Here is a 19,837-nt window from a genome sequence, read left to right as displayed (position 1 = left end):
TCTGCTAAAGATCCTACAATATCGACGGCAATACAAATATGGTGTTGGTTTCGGTCCGCCGTTGCCCGATCTAATACTGATAATTTCTAATAAAGTGTAAAGATTAATATACAATGAGTCGTTCTAAAGTATTCGGTAGTACGCTAATTATTGCGGGCACTACAATAGGCGCTGGTATGCTAGCGCTTCCACTTGCCTCTGCCGGCATTGGTTTTTCAACTTCTATTATCATCATGCTAGGCTTATGGGCTCTGATGGCTTTCACTGCCTTGCTTATGCTTGAGCTTCATCAACATGCGGAGAGTAGTGCTACACTTCATACTTTGGCGAAACAGATCCTAGGTCAAAAAGGCAAGTGGGTGGCAAGTTTTGCGATGTTGTTTCTTTTCTACTCATTATGTGCAGCGTATATCGCTGGCGGTGGTGCTCAGTTCGGAGACCGCCTTGCACAATGGTTTGACCTCGATATTTCAGGGCCTACATCAACGATAATCTTTACCTTGATTGTGACTTTAGTTGTGACAGTGGGTACCGGTACGGTCGATAAAGTAAACCGAGTCCTGTTCGCGATGAAGCTCATTGCGATGGTTGCGGTGCTTTCTTTTCTTGCTCCAAACGTTACGGAATCTTACTTGTTAAGTATGCCAATCGAACAAGGCCTTGTTGTAGCGGCGATTCCGGTGATCTTTACTTCGTTTGGTTTCCACGGAAGTATACCTGCAATTGTGAATTACTTAGACGGTGACACTTCTTCTTTACGCAAAGCCGTTATTATTGGTTCGACGATTCCACTCGTTATTTATATCTTTTGGCAAATCGTGACGTTGGGTGTGGTTAGCCAAAGTACGCTTGTTGAAAATGGGGGGTTGAGCGCACTGATTGGTCAACTATCTCAGACAGTACACCAATCAAATTTGGGTAGCATTGTTGGTGTGTTTGCTGACTTGGCATTGTTGACATCGTTCCTTGGCGTGAGTTTGGGTCTATTCGAATTTTTGGGTGATACCATCAAAGGAAGTAACGATAAGCCTAATCGTTTGATTGCGGCACTAGTGACGTTTACTCCACCGCTAGGCTTCGCACTTTTCTATCCTCAAGGCTTTATTATGGCTTTGGGCTATGCAGCGATTGCCTTAGCGATTTTAGCCATCTTTTTGCCTTTGGTTATGGTGATCAAGGTTCGTAAATCGGATGATTTTACTGGGGAGTACCGCGTCGCTGGTGGTCAAGGTGCGTTAGTGATAACGGGCATCGCTGGCACTGGCATCGTATTCGCTCAGGTGTTAATTACGCTGGGTGTGCTTCCTGCTCTAGGCTAGTTGTTTAGAACGTTCTTTGAATAACCTCTAGTTACTGAATCCATCGTAATCAATCAGTATTGTTAGGCCAACGAGTTTCGCTCGTTGGCTTTTTTAATCTGGATCAAATTACCGTAAGATATCCGGTGAAAAAATTGGTAGAAATGTGCTTTTATTTCGTACACTTAAGTTGTGGTATATCGATAATTTAAGTGGAGAAAACCGCTCAAAATACCATTGAATTTGCAACACAATGAGCTTTTCTTGTTTCTCTGCTTTGGTGTGGAGGTGAAGCATGGCGCACCGGAGTTTTTACCCGTTTGCAAAACCGCTTAACGAGCAACTGCAAACGCTAAAAGGCAGGATGCAGGCGCACTTGCCATGTATTAATAGGGTGTCATTTGCAAAATATCACCCAGACCAAGATGTGCTCAAATCATTTGCAGAAAGTGAGTTCGACACTTGGTGTTTAGCCCATCACGAATCAGCATTCCGTAAACTCCACCACCTCAATATTGCCTCCAAAAACGCGGTTCCTCGTATCGTCGAAGACCTTCATGATATTAATCACTGTCCTCGGGTTCAAATTTTACTCAAACACGGATATCAGTCGTCGGCTGCTATTCCTTGTTATGACAATAAAGCTTTTACTGGTTTTGTATTTTTGAACTCCACTCAACGTGATGCGTTTAGTTTAGAAGCGCTGAATGGTCTTAAACCTTATTTCGAAATGATTCGATTTGCGGTTGAATCAGAAACTCAAGTAGTCAATGCGATAGAAACGCTAGCGAACCGAATGCAATGTATGATGCCAGGCTATTCACCTGAGTATTACGCGCATACCAAACGCATGAAGTACTACAGTCAAATTATCGCAACGCAGTTAGCGGATCGTTATCACCTGAATGACGAAATGGTCGAAGATATTGGTATTTTTGCTCAGTTCCATGCGCTCGGTGATAGTCAGCTGCCAGTTGAAATTGCTAGCCGCCGAACAAATTACTCTCAAGAACAAGAGGCGATATTGATTCAACATATTGAGCGTTGTATCGATTCAGCGGATGACATAGTTGCCCGTATCGGAAATCCGGTTCACCCGAGTGTGACTTTGTTTTTGCAGATGGTTACTTATCAGTACGAAAACTTAAATGGCACTGGTTATCCTTATGGTTTAACCAATGATGATATACCAATCGCCGCCCAAATTACGGCTGCCGCAAATGCCTTTGATTTTATGACAACGCACCATCCGTATAGACAAGCGTGGTCCATCCCATACGCATTGTTAGAACTTGAAAAATGGGTATATCAGGGATGGTTATCTCGAGAATGTGTTGATGCTCTGCGAGAGCATCAAGGTTATATAAAGCAAATCATCCACAAATATCCCGAGCACTATACTGGCTTGGGGTTAATGTGAAGAGCAGTAACAAAGTTGAAATGTTGACGAGGAGGAATATTTAAACAATACTGTTTTTATATACAGTAATAAGTTTGGAGGTGAAGTATGTTGTGGGAAACCCTTGAAAGAGTAAACCGCTTACGCCAACAAGCACTTGCAAATCCTGAGTTTGTTGAGTCAGCAAAAGAGCACGAACAAGCACTTCAGGAGCAAGAATACCATTATCAAACTAAGAAAAAGCGTTCAGCCAAAGACAAACAAGGTAAAAAGTCGCTGGCCGATATCTATAAAGAAGTAGAGTTTGGCGCTGACGCTCGTCATTAATGTATTCACTGCGGCATTTTTCATTTCTTCATACGCTGCAGTATTCGTTCAAATTTATGCGAGAGCAGTGGGAGACCGCTGCTCTCGTTGACCTGCCTATAATTTACTAATGAAGTTCAGCAGAGCAAATTATCACTAACACTTAGCAATTCTCTCAATGATCTTGTTGATGTAATGATAATGACAACGGTTTGCATTTGTATCTTTGTTGTTATATAAAACCTCCCTTATTAATCGTTCTGTTGAATAAGAACGGCAAACGTGATCAACGAATGAGAGCTCTGAATAACTGTTATTCGTAAATGGCTATTAGGTGAAGTAGGGATGTTGGAAGCTAAAGCACTCCAGTTTGAGATTGAAGGCAAGTCATTGCTAAAAGCGTTTGATGTGACATTTGAACCCGGAAAAACATACGCTCTTGTTGGACACAATGGTTCAGGAAAATCCACATTGTTAAAGTTGCTGGCACAGCAACAGCCATACACCGCTGGTGACGTGGTTCTGCATGGAACGAGCATTAACGATCTCTCAGCGAAAAAATTCGCCCAACACATTGCCTACTTGCCTCAGCATCTTCCAGTGACCGACAGTATTTTAGGTCGAGATTTAGTCGGTTTTGGTCGTTATCCATGGCATGGTTTACTTGGACGTTTGAGTAAGAAAGATCACGACATTGTTGAAGAAGCAATGGCGATGACAGGCACACTAAAATACGCAGATCGCTTAGTGGACACGTTATCTGGAGGAGAGCGTCAACGTGTGTGGCTAGCTATGCTGTTAGCCCAAAAAACCGAGTATTTGCTTCTTGATGAGCCTTTGTCTGCGCTAGATATCAGCCATCAAGTCGATATGTTGAAGCTTATCTCTAAACTCAGTCAAGAACTGGGTTTGGGCGTTATTATCGTATTACACGACATCAACTTGGCTGCACGATTTTGCGACTACATCGTTGCATTACATCAAGGTGATTTGATTGCACAAGGCAATGTTGAACAGGTGTTTACTGAACCTAAGTTGAGGGACATATATGGGATAGAGATGATGATCTCTGACCACCCTGCGGGTTATCCGGTGGCGATGCCAAGCTAAAGGTTGGAATAATGAGCAGTACAAACACTCGACTTAAACATTTCTCTTTCGCTCTCTCACTTAGTGCGCTTTTGGTCAGTTCTTTTCAAGCACTAGCTGACGCATCACCTCGGGTGATGTCGGTTGATTGGACACAAACTGAAACGATGTTGGCTTTAGGGGTCGTACCTGTAGGCGTTGCTCAAGGGCAAGATTACGATGCTTGGGTAAAATCGCCACCGTTACCACCTCAAACGAAGGATGTAGGGTTAAGAACTCAACCCAATATAGAGCGCATTTACGAGCTCAGACCTGATCGTATTTTTATTGCCCCGTACTTCTCCTCAATGAAGCATCGCTTAGTTGATATCGCCCCGGTTACCACCATTGACTTATATGAAAGCGGGATTACGGATTGGTCGGTACTTACCAGTTTCACTCGGAGGTTTGGTGAAGAGCTGGGAAGAGAGGCGGAAGCAGAGGCGCTTATCCAACAATATGAAAAACGTTTGTCTTTATTAAAACAGCGTATAAATAAAGGCCAGCCGCCACTTCTAATGATTCAGTTTATGGATACAAAGCACGTACGTGTTTTTGGTCAAAATAGTCTTTACTCCCAGGCTATCGAAAAGATTGGGCTGAGTAATGCATGGAATGAAAAGACGAATAGCTGGGGCTTCAGCCTAGTTGGCATCGACAAGTTAGCTGGCATAAAAGCTCAAATCGTTATCGTAGAGCCATTACCTTATGGTGGAGCGGAGCAGCTCTCTCAAGACCCATTTTGGCAATATGTTGTTCAACAATCTGGTGAAAAGGTCATGCAAGTCGCGCCCGTTTGGAGTTTTGGTTCTATGCCTTCAGCCCTCCGTTTCGCAGAGTTAGTTACGGCGAGTAAGGTCGAGGAGTTAACACAATGAAAACGATGCCTTTAAGCTTTGTGGTGTTACTTTCGGCATTTACCTTTTCTATTGGTGCTTTCCAATTGTACCAAGTAAGCTCATTTTCGTTAGCTCTAAGCAGTTTATGGGAGCCTAACTTTCAATCTATCGATTCTGTTTTACTTCACTTTAGCTGGTGGCCTCGAGTCTTCACCACGATTATATCTGGTGCTGGATTAGCGGTTGCTGGGGTATTGATGCAGCAAGTGCTGCGTAACCCTCTCGCTTCACCCACGACACTTGGTGTGGCGAGCGGTTCAAGTTTTGCTTTGATGTTAGCAACGCTATTCGCACCTTGGATGTTGGATATCGCGCCTAATTTGGTTGCTCTCATCGGCGGTGTGATATCGATGGGGTTGGTGATGCTGTTGTCATGGCGACGAGCGTTATCTCCAACGGTTGTCGTCGTTTCTGGGTTAGTGATAAACCTGTACTTTGCATCATTAAGTACGGTTATTCTGATGATGAATACCGAAAAGCTGAATGGGTTAATGATATGGGGAGCCGGTTCGCTTGTTCAGAGTGGATGGGGAGATTTCTCGTATCTTGCCCCTCGAATCGCACTTGCTACGGTCGTTGCATTTGTGATTGCAAAGCCGTTAAGTCTGTTGGAACTCTCCGAGCAAGGTGCCAAGAGTTTAGGTGTCTCGCTAGCTAAGTTGCGTTTTGTCTGTCTTGGGCTTGCGGTGTTAATCACTTCTTGGGTGGTTTCTGCCGTAGGAATCATCGGTTTCATCGGGTTAGCGGCGCCAGCGATTACTCGATTGATAGGTATCAATAAAGTCCAGCATAAGCTTTGGGTATCAATGCTAATTGGTGCCATGTTATTGACTTTAACCGATTTGGTTATTCAGCAACTGCCAGGGCTAATGGCGAGTTTTATACCAACGGGAGCAGCAACGGCTGCATTGGGCGCTCCGTTACTGTTATGGCTGTTACCTCGTTTATCACAAAAGACGCAGGGCCATACTCAAACAGTGTTAACTCGACATCGTGAACATGTTTACAAGCTAAACCCTAAAGCGATCTCATTGGCGTTGATCGGCACGTTAATTTCTGTTGTTCTTTTTGCCACGGTTGCTGTGCAAAATGAAGGGTGGGCAAACTTATTTGCTAGCCAAAATTGGATTTTTTTGGAGTGGCGCGCACCTAGATTATTTGCAGCAGCAATTGCGGGGGCAATGTTAGCGATTGCTGGAACCATGATTCAACGCCTAAGTGGAAACCCAATGGCAAGTCCTGAAGTGATCGGTATCAGTTCAGGGACAGCGATGGGATTGATCATCGCGATGTTTACTGGGTTTGGTTCGTCAATTTTCACTCTTTCTCTAGGCGGGCTCGTAGGTGCATTAGCGACGGTATTAGTCATTGTGCTGCTAAACCGTAAGTCAGGCTTTCAGCCGGAGCGTATTTTATTGACTGGTATTGCGATAACCGCACTGATGAATGCAATACAGAGCTTTATTCTAGCCACTGGTGACCCAAGAAGTTATCAAGCATTGGCTTGGTTGTCTGGGTCTACCTACTATGTCTCGGTTGAAACGTTACTCCCATTGTCTTTATCTGCGCTTGTCTTTATAGGGTTGAGTTTTCTCTGCGTAAGATGGCTAGATATTCTTCCTGTCGGTGCCGCTTCCTCTAAAGCACTTGGAATTCGAGTTGACCGTTCACGCGCAATACTGCTTCTTTTAGTTGCTTGTCTCACGGTCAGTGCGACATTGGTTGTTGGCCCGATTAGCTTTGTTGGGTTGTTGGCTCCGCATTTAGCTCGCTTATTTGGTTTTAACAAAGCGTCACAACACATGTTATGCGCCGCGATACTGGGGGCAGGGGTGATGTTGTTGGCTGATTGGTTGGGACGACAGGTCCTTTACCCGCAAGAAATACCAACAGGGCTTATGGCGTCTCTCATTGGCGGTTTGTATTTAATGTGGGGTTTACGCCGCTTATAGAAATGAGCTAAGCCTCAACCAAGAAAGTACTTATACAAATAAGCACTCGTAGTGGCATTCGTAACCTATGCGAGTGCTTTATGCAAAACCTCTGGTTTGTCTTTTACGGAAACAACTGGCGATGCCGTAACTCGCTTTTCTTTCAGCGGTCGCTGAAGTCATGAAGGGTTGGTTTGGCTGCCGACAAAAAGGAGAGAATATGACTCGGCAGTTTATGCTGACACCAACGTCGATGGCGGTTGTATTAGCTGTATCAACGACAAATGTCTTGGCTCAGGAAGATGAAAATATAGTTGTGATTGGACAGCAGCAAGACAGTGCAGTTGGTCCAGATTTTAGTTATCTCGGAGCGAAGAGTCGGGCAGCGACGAAAACTGATATTGCTATCAATGAGACTCCAAGAGCGGTGTCTGTTGTTACGCGAGAGCAAATGGATGATCGTGCCTCTATTAGCATTTCTGACGCACTACAGTACACACCAAGCATTCAAACTAATTATTTCGGCGAAGATAACAAGCAAGATTGGTTTATTATTCGTGGTTTTAAGCAGGCGAACAGTGGGTTGTATCAAGATGGTACCCGTTTATATTCTTCTGGCTTCTATAGTTGGCAAATAGATCCGTTTGCGTTAGAGAGGGTTGAAGTTTTACGTGGTGCAGCGTCTGTTCTTTATGGGCAAAACCCTCCTGGTGGGGTCATCAATGTTGTCAGTAAGCGACCTCAATTTGATGGGGGGTCAGGACTTGTATCTTTGGAGTACGGTTCTGAAGACCGTAAACAACTTTCTCTTGACGTAAACTCTGAGGTGAGTGAGCAGCTAGCTTTCCGCTTTCAAGGGTTAGCGAGAAAAAATGGGACGAGAATTAGTGGGGTAGAAGCAGAGCGCATTCTTCTCTCTCCATCGATGACGTACAAATTTAATGAGACGTCTGAAATTACCTTTCTAACGAGCTATCAAAAAGACGACTCAGATCCTTATCTGCAATTTTTGCCAGTTGAAGGAACGTTAACGCCAAACAAAAATGGAAAGATCAGTGATAGTTTAGCGATAGGCAATCCTAACTGGGAGACGTTTGAGCGTGAGCAGGTGTCTTTAGGCTATGAGTTTTCTCATGCATTTAATGATACCACTTCATTTGTTCAAGCAGCTCGTTACAGCGAAATGGATGTTAAGCTAAGACAAATGTATTCGTACGTTTACTCGGCTGACGTGCCTGCGTTGGGGCCGGCTTTGGACCCATCAAATGAACGCAAAACCATACTTCGGGGTGCTTCAACAGAAGATGGGTCATCTGATGCTTTTAATATCGATAATCGTTTGATGCACCAAGTAAATTGGGGAAGTGTTGAGCATAACTTGATGTTGGGGATAGATTTTCAAATGATCAGTATCGATGGTAAAGATTTTGCCAATGACCCTATAGTTGCTAATGGTAATGCATTATTAAACACACCAATGGGAGCTTTGCCCGATCCTAGGTTTAATGTATTTAATCCTACTTATTCGGATAACATAATGTTACTCGATCCGAATACGCTACAACCATTGAGCGAAACCGATAAGCAAAGAACGAAAATCGATAATCAGCAGCTCGGCGTCTACTTTCAAGATCATATGCTGATCAACGATAAATGGGCGATGTTATTGGGCGCACGTTACGACGATACAAGTAATGAAGTACATAATGTTACCACGGGTGCTCGCACGAAAGTCGATAATGGAGAGTGGACGTTTAGCGTGGGAACGGCTTATATTTCTGATTCTGGCTTCACGCCATACTTTAGTTACTCTCAGTACTTTGATCCAATTATTCAAGAAGACAGCAATGGTAAGCCAGCGAAGCCTGAAAGCGGTGATCAATTTGAAATCGGTATGAAATACCAACCGGATTCATTTGATGGTTATTTCAATATTGCAACGTATCGGGCAACAAAAGAAAACTTGGCTCGTATCTACTTGAGTGAATTAACGCAAATAGGAAAAATAGAAAATAACGGCGTTGAGTTTGAAGCTGTAGCTAATGTGACACCATCCTTAACATTGATCGGGAACATTGCGTACGTTGATGCAGAGATAAAAGAAGACATCAATAAGGCATGGGTTGGCAAAACACCTTCCCAAGTGGCGAATACCGTATCATCAGCTTGGGCACATTATCGTTTCTTTGATGGACCTCTTGATGGCTTTGCTGTTGGCTTAGGCGCGCGCTATACAGGTGAGTCATACGGAGACAATGAAGAGAGACTAAAAGTACCAAGTTATTTCTTAATGGATGCGACGGTCAGTTATCGAATCGGCGATTACAAGCTACAAGTCGCAGCTAAAAACATCGCGGATAAAAAGTACATAGCGACATGTGATGGCTTTTGTTGGTATGGCGACCGACAAAATGTTATTGCAAGTTTAACTTACGACTGGTGAGTTAACGTATAAATAAACACCCCTAACTTTAGGGGTGTTTATTTAGAAATCGGCTTTACGGACAAAGTGCGGGTTTTTGTACTTTTTCTGCGGACCAAACGATGATACGACAAGTTTGTTCCATAATGTTTTGTCAAACTCACCCTTTGGAATCGAAGGGTAGAGGGTTTCCTCTTCTTCTCTTGCAAAGTTCATATATTGTTTCTTTTTAATTTGATTGTACTTTTTGGCGATCTGGTTATGTTTTCTTACCCACTCCAGCTTGTAATTGTGGAGCACTTTTTCACCATCTTCGAGACTCATTCGAGATAGGAACAGTCGCTTGTATGAGACCTTTCTGTCCAGCATTGTGCGCATAACGGTTTGGATATATTTACCGTGATGCGTAATGGTAATGTCGTTTTCATCAACAGGAGTGACACACCAGCCTTTAGGTAAAAAGTCTGGCTTCTTAAATTGCTTATTACGCTCCATTAGCGCCTGATGTAAAACTAAATCAGAGGTGCCGCGGAACGTCTTTTGCCATTTACCGATACGAATTTGAATCGAACCAGGCAAGCGATAGATGTTAGTAAACTTATCTTTGTCCATGGACTTGTGTCATGAGATTAATGTGCATAATTAGAAAGCGGAATTCAGCCCAATGCCACAGGCAGTAGACTTAAGTACCGTACGATTTTACAACGACCTTGCGTGATATAGCGAGGGGTTATGTCAATAATAGGTAAGAAATAGAAAATTAGTTCACATTATGAAGAAATTGGAAGCTTACAAGGCTAAATTTTGAAGTTACACCAATTATGCCCATGCCGACTAAATAAAAGAAGGCACGGGCATAAAATCACACCGCTTCTTCGAGTTGCTTGGTGTCTTCTTCAATCTGTTGTAGGTGTCGGTTTGCTTGCTGTAACTGATACATTTGAGCATAACGACCATTTTGCGTTAAGAGTGCTTTGTGTGTGCCTTTCTCGACTAACTCCCCATGATGAAGAACAATGATTTGGTCTGCATCTAGGATAGTTGACAGCCGATGAGCAATAACAACGAGCGTCATGTCTTGTCTGAGTACCGCCAAGCTCTTTTGGATTAAAGCCTCTGTTCCTGAGTCAATATTTGCGGTTGCTTCATCTAATATCAATATCTTAGGTTTTACCACAAGCACACGTGCTAACGCCAAAAGCTGTTTCTGACCCGCAGATAAATTAGTTTCGCCTTGACCTAACTGCGTGTCTAGCCCGTTAGGGTAACGATGAATTTGTTCTGCCAAACCTACCTTGTCTAACGCATCCCATATTTGATTGTCATCAACCGCCCGACTGAGAGAGATGTTTTCTCTGACTGAAGCAGGGAGAATATGTGGATCTTGTTGGACCATTGCCACATCTTTGTGAAGTACGTCTTTCCCTAATGTTTTAAGTGGACGACCATCTATGAGCAGTTCGCCACATTGCGTTGGATAAAAGCCCATTAACAGTGACGCTAATGTGCTTTTACCGCTTCCTGTATGCCCGACAAGCGCGATAAAGTCTTGGTGGTTGGCCTTCAACGAAATGTCTTTTAGGACGTCCTGTTTACCATCGTAGCTAAATGTGAGATCTCTAAGTTCGATAGCACCTGACCTTAATGGTTGATGATTGTCCCCGTAAGTTTGTTCTTTCGCGTCAATTAATTCAAAAACACGTTCGCTTGATACTAACGCTTGCTGAAGTAGAGCAAGTTGCTGAGTCATCTCAATTAGTGGTTCAGTAACTCGCGCAAGATAACTGATAAATGCATACAGTACCCCCACACCAATCAACTCAATACCATTAAAACCAAAGATCGCAACCAAGCAAAGCAACGCTAGACCAGCGAGTAAGTCCATTAATGGTCTTAGCAGATAGCCGTTTAGCCGAATCACTCGTTTAGATGCCACCAGATGCTCTGCGGTTAGCTCGTTGAACTGTTTATTAAAACGCTCTTCTTGTTGCATTAATTGAATGACACTCATCCCTTGAATGGATTCACTCAGATTCGCATTTATATCGGTCAATAGGTCACGCATCTTTCGGTAGCTTTCTGTACTTAGCTGCTTAAACAAGTACATAAAGCCGATGACGATCGGCAGCAATACAAGCACAACGAGTGTGAGCTTCCAGCTCATGAAAAACATAACGCCAAGCATTACGACAATCATGACCACGTTTTTCACCACGGTCGCGATCAAAAGCTCATAAAATTGCTGTAAAGATTCCGTATCGTTGGTGATTCGCGACACCAATTTTCCAGCAGGAGTGTAATCAAACGCAGATAACGGCTGCTTAATCACGCCAGAAAATACTTGCTTACGAATCGCTTTGATCGTGTTAGCCGCGACAATGCTAAATTGCAATGACTGAAAATACTGGAATGTTGCCGATACGATCTGAAGAGCGATATAACATACTGCTAGCGAAATCAGAACATTTTGTGAATAGTCACCTTTAGCGATGTGCTCATCAATGAAATATTGAATCAACCAAGGGCCGCCGGCGCTGGCTAACGCAGCAATAAACAGCAAGGCGAGTCCTTTAATCATTGGCTTTGGTTGAGATAATGGGTAAGACATTAACCGTTTAAACGTGCTGGTCTGGTTCATTCATTATTCCTCCATCGCCTGTTCTAGTTTTTGGTACTCGAACATTTCGGCGTACCAGCCTTTATGCGCTAATAACGCGCTATGTTGCCCACGTTCAGTAATGTGTCCGTGATTCAATACAATGATCTCGTCTGCTGCTTCCAAAGCGGTGAGGCGGTGCGCAATAACGATTAGGGCCTGATTACGGTAGTATGTTTCCAAATTCTTAAGGATTTGATGTTCGGTCCGTCCATCAACAGCGGAAAGTGCATCGTCCAAAACCAACACTTGGGCATTCATCAGCATAGCGCGTGCTATCGCAATACGTTGTTTTTGCCCGCCGGAGAGTGTAATGCCTTTTTCACCAACTTCTGTTTGATAGCCTTCAGGAAACTTTTCAATATCGTCATGTATACAGGCTAACTTTGCTGCTCTATAGACTTCTTCTTTCTCTGCATTAGGGTTGCCTAAGGCAATATTTTCGAAGATAGATTTGGAGAATAGAAACGGACTTTGGTTAACGACAGCAAAACGGTTGCGCCACTGCGGTAGTAGGGCATTCTTGATCTCGACATCCCCGAATTTAATTGAGCCGTTTTCTAAATCATGTTGACGCAAAAGTAGTGTTAACAGGGTCGATTTTCCGCTTCCTACCGGCCCTGCAACTCCCAACATTTTTCCGGGTTCCAGTTCGATGTTTACTTCCGTCAAAGCGGGCGGTAAATCACTAGACCAATGGAAATCGTCGATATCAATTTTTAACGGAAGTGGTTTATTTTCTATTGGCTTATTGCCACTGATAATTTCTGGCTTTTCATCAAAGATCTCTTGTAATCGGTTCCATGCAGCAGAGCCTCTTTCTAAAATGTTAAATAGGAATGCGAATGCCAACATCGGCCATATCATCAACCCTAAATACATCGTAAATGCGGTCAGATCACCAAGCGTGATCTCACCTTTATCAACAAGGTAAGTACCAGCAGCGACACTAAGAAGGAAAGAAAGACCGATGGTTAACTGAATTGCCGGGTCAAATCTAGCATCGACTCTTGCGACAGCGATGTTCTTTTCGCCAGTATCATCCACAACCTCTTCAAAACGTTGCTGCTCTTGGTTTTCTAATCCGAAAGCACGCAGCATTCGCACGCCATTAAGTGACTCTTGTGTCATGTCTGACATGGTAGAAAAGGCTTCCTGAGCGACACGAAAGCGTTGATGTAGGATACGCACAATAAAGAAGATGATGATGGCAAGAAATGGCATTGGAAGAAGCGCCATTACGGTGAGCTTCCAGCTTACTTGCGTTACCATAATGATTAAAACCGCAATACCAGTGATCAAAGAGTCTGCGGCGGTTAAAACCCCTTCGCCGGCTGTCATAACGATATTACGCACATCATTAGTGCCACGAGCCATCAGATCCCCCGTCTTGTAACGTTCAAAAAAACGAGGTGGCTGTGTCGATAAGTGCCTATATAGACGGTTACGTAGAATGGTCCCGAGTTCCCAGCTTGCGCCGAAAAGCCAAATTCGCCATAAGATGCGACACCCATAAATAGTAAAGATCAGTACAGTTAACCCTGAGAGCCATAGAATCAGCGTATTTGTATCTAAAGTGTTGTCTACGACGCCATCAACTATGATGCCAACTGCTTTGGGCGGAACAAGCTGTAGTGCTGATATCACAGCGAAAAGCAGAATGGATCCGACATAGTGCCTCCACTTTTGTTGGAAATACCAACGTAGCTGCCAGAATATTCTCATTACGCCTCCCGCTTTAAATTATTGAATTTGTTATAGAACTATTATTGAGCGAAATGATGAGTTTACAAGCACAAGTTATAGGCGGGTTTAAAAACGATAGATTGTTTCAATTATAACCATGTGTCGGCGCAAATTACTGGTTTTATCTCTATGAGCTAACTGTGCGACGACATTATGTGAAATAGTTGTTAATGGTGGTTTTGGAGCCATGACCTTGCAATAACGATGAAGACACCAAAAGTAAAAGTGTTACTGCCACTCTCTATGGGAATTAGCAATCGTCAGTTTGTATTTTGTATTTCACTTGGCCACCAGGAGTTTCTGGGTAGTAAACTTCGACATAACACATATGTTCTGGACCAACAGGCTTGTTTGCAAAACCAATAAGGAAGTAGGGCTCGTCTGGGCTATCTACCCCATACCAAGTGTTGATAGTGAGTTGCGGATCAAAGCCTGCTAGCTCTTTTGCTGGAATAACATTTTTGATAAATCCAAAGTAACCAATTAGGTCGTTATGGCCGTCATTATCTAGATCAATGTTATATTGTATGCCGCCATCTACTGTCTCTTGAGATTGAATCACTGCTTTGGTGTAGACAAAGTTGTTGGCGGTCATGAGTGCTTCTCTGGCTCCATATAGAACCGCCACTCTGGCATCTTTTTGTAAGCCAAGAAATTTAGGAAATGCAACGACGCTTACAATACCAAGAATGATGATGCACACAATGAGTTCAATAAGAGTAAATCCTTGAGAGCGACGCACAGCCTTTCTCCATGTTTTAGAAACGAATAGGCGGCTATTCTGATATAGAAACTTTCAGGTCAAGTATTAAAAAAGGATGATAGTAAGAGATCGGGATTGCAAATCTCAAATATAAAACAAGTTGCTTACTTTCGAGATGAGGAGTGATTTTGATAAAAACCAAGGAATGAACTCGAGAGGATAAAATCCTCCCGAGTAAAGCGACTAAGATTCGTGTGTCAGAGCACTGCTGTTACGTTTAAAAATGAATCGCCAAATAAATAAGACAATTGCGATGTAACCTAATCCTACACCAAGCGCTTGCCAGTGCATGCCGTTATACATCGCGATTGGCATCAAAGAGATGATGAAGATGTCAGTGATTGAGCCAGGGACATAAGCGATGGCGTAATCATCAAGCACCTTGCTACGCATTTTTGGATCAACAATGCGAAGCAACGCAATACCCATGGCAACTGTACCGGTTAACCAACCCCAAGAGAAAATGCCTTTCTCGAACCAATCTTCTCCCATGATACGTGGGGCAACCCAGAAGATTAGCCATAGTGTGAAGGCGATACCGCCGATTGCAAGCACGACCATCGGCATTAAAAACTGGGCTAAGACGGTAATCTTGATGGCTGAGATACCAAAGATAATCAAATAATCGGTACTGATGCCCGCAGCATGTTTGAATGCACCGTCACAAAGATAGCGTGAAGCTTTCGTTTGTTTCGCGACGATTCGCACGAGCATGCCGCCAAGGAAGCCAGTTACGAACGTAGGAATTTGTACCTTATCGTGGAAAGAGGATAAGTAGTTAGCCGCTACATACGAGAAAGCCGTTACCACTACAACCAACGCCGCGTGAATCGCGAAAGAATCGACTGACAGGGAAGACATGGTGTCTTTCATTACCGGTTCTTGATCAACAGGCTTAACAAGACCTTTGCGTTCGTGTTCATCCATGCTGTCGAAGGTCGTAAAGCTACGAATCCAACCCATCTTCAATGCGAATTGCAGCATGAGCATGCCGACAGAAATTGAAATGAAAATACCCACGGTTGCGAACGTTAAGCCAAGTGTGAAGCCATCTTCCCAACCAAGCCCCGTGAAGATTTCACCAACAACAGATGCAGAGCCATGTCCGCCCATAAAGCCCGCAGACATTGTCACACCAAAGCCGGGATTAATCTCTGGCCAGAAGAAGGTTGTGAGAACTAGACCAAACATTGCCGCAAACAACCACTGAGAAACAGAAGCGATTTGGTTAAACGCCCACAATGAGCCAGCACGCTGTGCGACGGTTTTAGGTGATGGAACATCCGTTGCCAGACCTAACGCAGAAAAAAGTGCAGCAGTTAATAGGCTTGCGTTAGCGGTAAACGTATCGGTCCAAGGCAGTACGTCTAACAGGGCTGGTCCAAAAATTAGACCGAATAATCCTGCGAGAACCGCCGATGGAATGTACATACGCTGTAGTAATGGCGCGTGAACGCGAATGACTTTTGCCAAAATCAATAGTAAGCCAGCGATGGCTAAGTCAGTCAGCATTAGACCTTTAGGCATCTTATCCTCCAGTAAATGCAGTCAAGGGGTAGCGTCCTTGTGACCTACCTTGAATAAAAATCTCTCTCAAGCCAAAAAGTCACATACGTGACTAAAAGCGTTGAGAAATCAATGTCGTTTTCATAAGCAAAGGAATGTGCTTATGCAATTTGAAATGAGTGTAAATGTTGTGATTGCACACGAACAGGAAGAGAAATTAGATTAAATTTCTCGATATTTTTTTGATAGTTCACTCAGGAAAGGCGGCAATCCTAGTCACTTTGTCAGAGCAATGCAATTGGTGTGAATCAATAAATTATGCCTAGTTAATGGGTATCTCTGACTAACAACATGAAAAATAAAGACAATTAACAAGTAATAATATTTGTCATATCGACAATAAAAGTTAATTAAATGGTTAAATTGCCGCCGCTTTATGAGGTGGTGTTACGGATTCACATGCGAAAGAACAAAATCAACCAAGGTGCGGTTTTTAAGGGAAAGCTGTTTTGAACGGTAAAGCAGGTGGATCGGTTTTGGCTTGGGAGTATGTTGCTGGAGAATTTCTACCAAGGCACCAGATTGAATTTCCTGTTCAACTAAGATCTTTGGTTGAAGAAGAACACCAGAGCCTTTTAACGCGGCAAACTTAAGCACATCACCATTATTAGACGTTAATCGGGTGTTGCTGTTTCCAAAGGTATTAGATGGCATGTTCAACACCTGTTGGCTTTCCCCTTGGTGGTACTGAAATCCCAAACAATGATGATGTTCAAGGTCATCAAGCGATTGGATAGGGGCATGCAGCTTAAGATAAGAGGGTGAGGCGCAGTAAGTCATGTCGTATTGCCCGAGTTTTCTTGCAACTAACGATGAATCGACCAACTCACCAATACGAATAATCACGTCTGCTTCGCTTCGATATGGGTCAATCAAACTGTTATCCAACATTAACTCAACGTTCAGTTCGGGAAATTCTGCTAAGAAGTCAGCCACGATGGGCGCAATCACCTTTTTACCATAGGTAACTGGGCAGTTAACTTTTACTGTTCCAGTTGGGCGGTTGATCAGCGTCTGGATTAGGTTCTCTGCGTTGGTGATGTCTTCAATAATGCGGTGGCACTCTTGATAGTAGAGTCTGCCAGCTTCGGTCAAGGACTGTTTGCGCGTGGTGCGATGAATCAGCTGCGTACCTAAGCTTTGCTCAAGAAAGCTCATGTGCTTGCCAACCATGGTCGGTGAAATATCAAAGTGGTGTGCTGCATTACGAAAGCTGCCGTGTTCGACCACGTAAGCGAAAACTTTCATGCTTGTTAATTTATCCATTGCACACCCAGAGTTGATAAAGAAATAACTAAAGCAGAGTTTATCAATCAAATGAGGTTAATTACAGTGGGCGTATGATTAAGAATGGAGAAAGAGAGCCATCATGAGCGAGACGATTTTTGTTACCGCCGAACTGAAAATGAATGCCGATAAGCCAAGACAACAAGTGGTTGAAGCCATTGAACAATTTTGCCTTGATATGCAAAGCGAAGCGGGGTGCTTGCAAGCGAATGCGACCTACGATTCTAAAGCTCCACAACGTGTGATTCTTTGGGAGCGATATGAAAACCGCGCCGCGATTGAAGCGCATTTTGCTATGCCGCATACACAAGCGTTTATTGCGGCTGAAATGGCAGAGTTAGTTCAAGCATTCGAAACCCAAGCTCAATAGGAGACGTGAACATGAAATGGGGCATTTTAGGCACAAGCTTTATCTCAGGAGTCATGGCTGAGGCAATCCAAGGCGATGACAAGAGTGAACTGTACGCGGTTGCTGGGCGTTCGGAGCAGAACTTACAGGCATTCGCTGAGCAATATGGCATCGAGAATACGTTCAACGATTACGATGCGTTGATTGCTGATGAGCAAGTCGACATTATTTATATCGCATTGCCAAATCACCTTCATCATGACTTTATCGTCAAAGCGGCTGAGCAGGGCAAAGCGATCCTGTGTGAAAAGTCACTTTCGGTAGATATGGAAAAAACCGAGCTGGCACTTCAAGCCGTAGAAGCGCACAAGGTATTCTTTGCTGAAGGCTTAATGTACTTGCATCACCCATTGATCAGTGAGTTGGTTTCGGTGCTTAAATCGGGAGAGATTGGTGAACTTCGCTCCATCCATACGTCTTATATTGCGTCGATTGCGCAGTTTGTTAATCCAGACAGCAAAGGTGCTTTGTATAACTTAGGTTGCTATCCAATGTCATTAGTGCATTTGGTGGTTAAAACCATGTTGGGTGAACAAACCTTTGAGAACCGTTCAATGAAAGCGATTGGCCGACGAGGTAATGATGGGAATATCTGCGAGTCGAGCTTGATGATGCAATTTGGTGAGCAACAAACGGTGAGCGTACATACTGCCGAAGATCATGGATTGAAACACCAGTTCACCATTCTGGGTAGCAAAGGCTGTATTACCTTAGATTCAAACCCATGGCTACCAACGCAAGATAACCAGTTTAGTGTGGAAATTTACGAGACGTCGAAGCGGGAAGTGTCTGTACCGGCAACTGGGGACGCTTTCTTCTATCAAGTGCGCAATATTCGCCAAGCGGTTGAAGAGGGGCGTACCTCGTTAGAAAACCCTTGTGCAACATGGGAAGACTCTCACCGTATTATGCAGCTACTGACTGAGTGGGAATCACTGGCTTTAAAGTAAGTGTGTACTTGAACCAATGAACATAAAAACGGTGCACTAAATCCAATGATCAGTGCGCCGTTTGTATTTTGGGTTCAGTCTGGATTAAATGCGATTATCGCCGGTACTGAACGCAATGATTTGGCTGATTTCAGACAGGCTTCTGCCACTTTCTTGCTGCCATTGAACAAACGCTTTGTTGGTTGCATCGAGCGATTTTTTCGTATCTTTGCCACCTTCAATGATCTTGCAATTACGCAGGTAAGCTTCCACGTCGCTAGACAAGATAAAGGTATCAACGCCCATTTGACGAAGTGTGTAAGGGCCAGTATTTCCGCCTAGGCGATTGCCGCGTTTCTTCAAATACGCCCATAGGTCGGTGATTTTCTCTTGCGGCCAATCGGCAACCATTTTGCCAAACGAGCCATATTCGATTTTTGCTTCGTGGATCATACGAGCGTTGGCAGGAATCGACATGACTTTAGTGAGGTGGCGAATGATGCGTTTGTCGGTTGCTTTGGTTTCCCATTGCTCATCTGACAGCATCAATAGCGGCTCAATCTTAAACCCAAAGAACACTTCTTCGAAGTTCGGCCACTTGTTGCGAACCACGCTCCACGAAATCCCACTTTGGAATACCTTCATCGAAAAAGCGGCTAGCCAACGGTCGTCGGGAATCGCTGCCAATTCTTCTTTGCTTAGTGGATGAGACAAAAGCGCTTCAAGTTGATCTTCACCACCTTTACGCTCGGCAGCGCGCTGATAAATCGCGTCAAATTTTTCGATACTCATAAAAGAAGTTAGTCCTAGTTTATGTCGATATTTGTGAAACATACTACGCTTAAGTGGCTGAATCGTAAATTGATGGAGTGTCACAAATGAAGAAGGTCACATTAACGTTTGTCGGGGAAGGTTCGGATCGTATTGCAGAAAAATTCTATGCGTGGATGACGGACGGTGGGTTAGAAGACAGCATGATTGAGAATTTATCTGACCGTGAAATCTCAGTTGTCGGCATTAGTGATATGGATAATGAAACGCGTGATGTGGTGATCAATACGGAAATGAACTAACGAGTCGTTTTTCGTCAGCTATTAG

General features: G+C 43.7%; 17 protein-coding genes. 10 read left to right on the top strand and 7 right to left on the bottom strand.

Annotated elements, in window-relative coordinates:
- Window positions 1-113: 113 nt before the first annotated feature.
- The 7 genes from R7Z49_RS10965 to R7Z49_RS10935 all read left to right on the top strand — a co-directional run bounded on the left by R7Z49_RS10965 (window position 114) and on the right by R7Z49_RS10935 (window position 9,404).
- Window positions 114-1,319 carry an aromatic amino acid transport family protein gene (locus R7Z49_RS10965; RefSeq protein WP_033905238.1) on the top strand — a complete coding sequence of 402 codons (1,206 nt, stop codon included), beginning with the start codon at window positions 114-116 and terminating at the stop codon, window positions 1,317-1,319.
- Between the two features lie 274 nt (window positions 1,320-1,593).
- On the top strand, window positions 1,594-2,718 hold the full coding sequence (locus R7Z49_RS10960) for an HD-GYP domain-containing protein (protein WP_053350575.1): 1,125 nt from the start codon (window positions 1,594-1,596) through the stop codon (window positions 2,716-2,718).
- An 87-nt stretch (window positions 2,719-2,805) separates the two neighbouring features.
- Window positions 2,806-3,024: a hypothetical protein gene (locus R7Z49_RS10955; protein ID WP_005377723.1), complete on the top strand. Its 219-nt coding sequence runs from the start codon at window positions 2,806-2,808 to the stop codon at window positions 3,022-3,024.
- Window positions 3,025-3,348: 324 nt separating this feature from the next.
- Window positions 3,349-4,113, top strand: coding sequence for an ABC transporter ATP-binding protein (locus R7Z49_RS10950; RefSeq protein WP_005377721.1), 765 nt, complete (start codon window positions 3,349-3,351; stop codon window positions 4,111-4,113).
- A gap of 11 nt (window positions 4,114-4,124) precedes the next feature.
- Window positions 4,125-5,009, top strand: a complete 885-nt coding sequence (locus R7Z49_RS10945) for an iron-siderophore ABC transporter substrate-binding protein (protein WP_005377718.1) — start codon at window positions 4,125-4,127, stop codon at window positions 5,007-5,009.
- Window positions 5,006-6,982: a Fe(3+)-hydroxamate ABC transporter permease FhuB gene (gene fhuB / locus R7Z49_RS10940; protein WP_005389078.1), complete on the top strand. Its 1,977-nt coding sequence runs from the start codon at window positions 5,006-5,008 to the stop codon at window positions 6,980-6,982. Before R7Z49_RS10945 ends, fhuB begins: the two co-directional genes overlap by 4 nt.
- A 199-nt stretch (window positions 6,983-7,181) precedes the next feature.
- Window positions 7,182-9,404: a TonB-dependent siderophore receptor gene (locus R7Z49_RS10935; protein ID WP_256900579.1), complete on the top strand. Its 2,223-nt coding sequence runs from the start codon at window positions 7,182-7,184 to the stop codon at window positions 9,402-9,404.
- Window positions 9,405-9,446: 42 nt separating this feature from the next.
- Here R7Z49_RS10935 and R7Z49_RS10930 read toward each other — a convergent pair whose 3' ends face one another.
- The 6 genes from R7Z49_RS10930 to R7Z49_RS10905 form a co-directional block, all read right to left on the bottom strand.
- On the bottom strand, window positions 9,447-9,995 hold the full coding sequence (locus tag R7Z49_RS10930) for a hypothetical protein (protein ID WP_017820633.1): 549 nt from the start codon (window positions 9,993-9,995) through the stop codon (window positions 9,447-9,449).
- Between the two features lie 250 nt (window positions 9,996-10,245).
- Window positions 10,246-12,021, bottom strand: coding sequence for an ABC transporter transmembrane domain-containing protein (locus R7Z49_RS10925; protein WP_318111653.1), 1,776 nt, complete (start codon window positions 12,019-12,021; stop codon window positions 10,246-10,248).
- A gap of 3 nt (window positions 12,022-12,024) precedes the next feature.
- On the bottom strand, window positions 12,025-13,764 hold the full coding sequence (locus R7Z49_RS10920; RefSeq protein ID WP_318111652.1) for an ABC transporter transmembrane domain-containing protein: 1,740 nt from the start codon (window positions 13,762-13,764) through the stop codon (window positions 12,025-12,027).
- A 271-nt stretch (window positions 13,765-14,035) separates the two neighbouring features.
- A complete protein-coding gene (locus R7Z49_RS10915) occupies window positions 14,036-14,527 on the bottom strand; it encodes a type II secretion system protein (protein ID WP_005377704.1) in 492 nt (163 codons plus the stop codon).
- 204 nt (window positions 14,528-14,731) lie between these two features.
- The gene (locus R7Z49_RS10910) at window positions 14,732-16,075 is read right to left on the bottom strand and encodes a sodium/glutamate symporter (protein WP_213986340.1); all 1,344 of its coding nucleotides are present in this window, start codon (window positions 16,073-16,075) and stop codon (window positions 14,732-14,734) included.
- Between the two features lie 426 nt (window positions 16,076-16,501).
- On the bottom strand, window positions 16,502-17,380 hold the full coding sequence (locus R7Z49_RS10905; protein WP_186584287.1) for a LysR family transcriptional regulator: 879 nt from the start codon (window positions 17,378-17,380) through the stop codon (window positions 16,502-16,504).
- A 103-nt stretch (window positions 17,381-17,483) separates the two neighbouring features.
- On the opposite strand from R7Z49_RS10905, the gene R7Z49_RS10900 reads away from it, so the two are divergent.
- Window positions 17,484-17,771, top strand: coding sequence for a putative quinol monooxygenase (locus R7Z49_RS10900; RefSeq protein ID WP_025766691.1), 288 nt, complete (start codon window positions 17,484-17,486; stop codon window positions 17,769-17,771).
- Window positions 17,772-17,782: 11 nt separating this feature from the next.
- Window positions 17,783-18,760: a Gfo/Idh/MocA family protein gene (locus R7Z49_RS10895; protein WP_186584286.1), complete on the top strand. Its 978-nt coding sequence runs from the start codon at window positions 17,783-17,785 to the stop codon at window positions 18,758-18,760.
- Window positions 18,761-18,844: 84 nt separating this feature from the next.
- Here R7Z49_RS10895 and R7Z49_RS10890 read toward each other — a convergent pair whose 3' ends face one another.
- The gene (locus R7Z49_RS10890) at window positions 18,845-19,531 is read right to left on the bottom strand and encodes a DNA-3-methyladenine glycosylase I (protein ID WP_005377694.1); all 687 of its coding nucleotides are present in this window, start codon (window positions 19,529-19,531) and stop codon (window positions 18,845-18,847) included.
- Window positions 19,532-19,617: 86 nt separating this feature from the next.
- On the opposite strand from R7Z49_RS10890, the gene R7Z49_RS10885 reads away from it, so the two are divergent.
- Window positions 19,618-19,812, top strand: coding sequence for a hypothetical protein (locus R7Z49_RS10885; RefSeq protein ID WP_005377692.1), 195 nt, complete (start codon window positions 19,618-19,620; stop codon window positions 19,810-19,812).
- Window positions 19,813-19,837 lie beyond the last annotated feature (25 nt).

Origin of the sequence: Vibrio sp. 1562, from assembly GCF_033340155.1 — a bacterium.
Lineage (GTDB): Bacteria > Pseudomonadota > Gammaproteobacteria > Enterobacterales > Vibrionaceae > Vibrio > Vibrio alginolyticus.
This window is presented reverse-complemented; position numbering and strand designations above follow the sequence as displayed.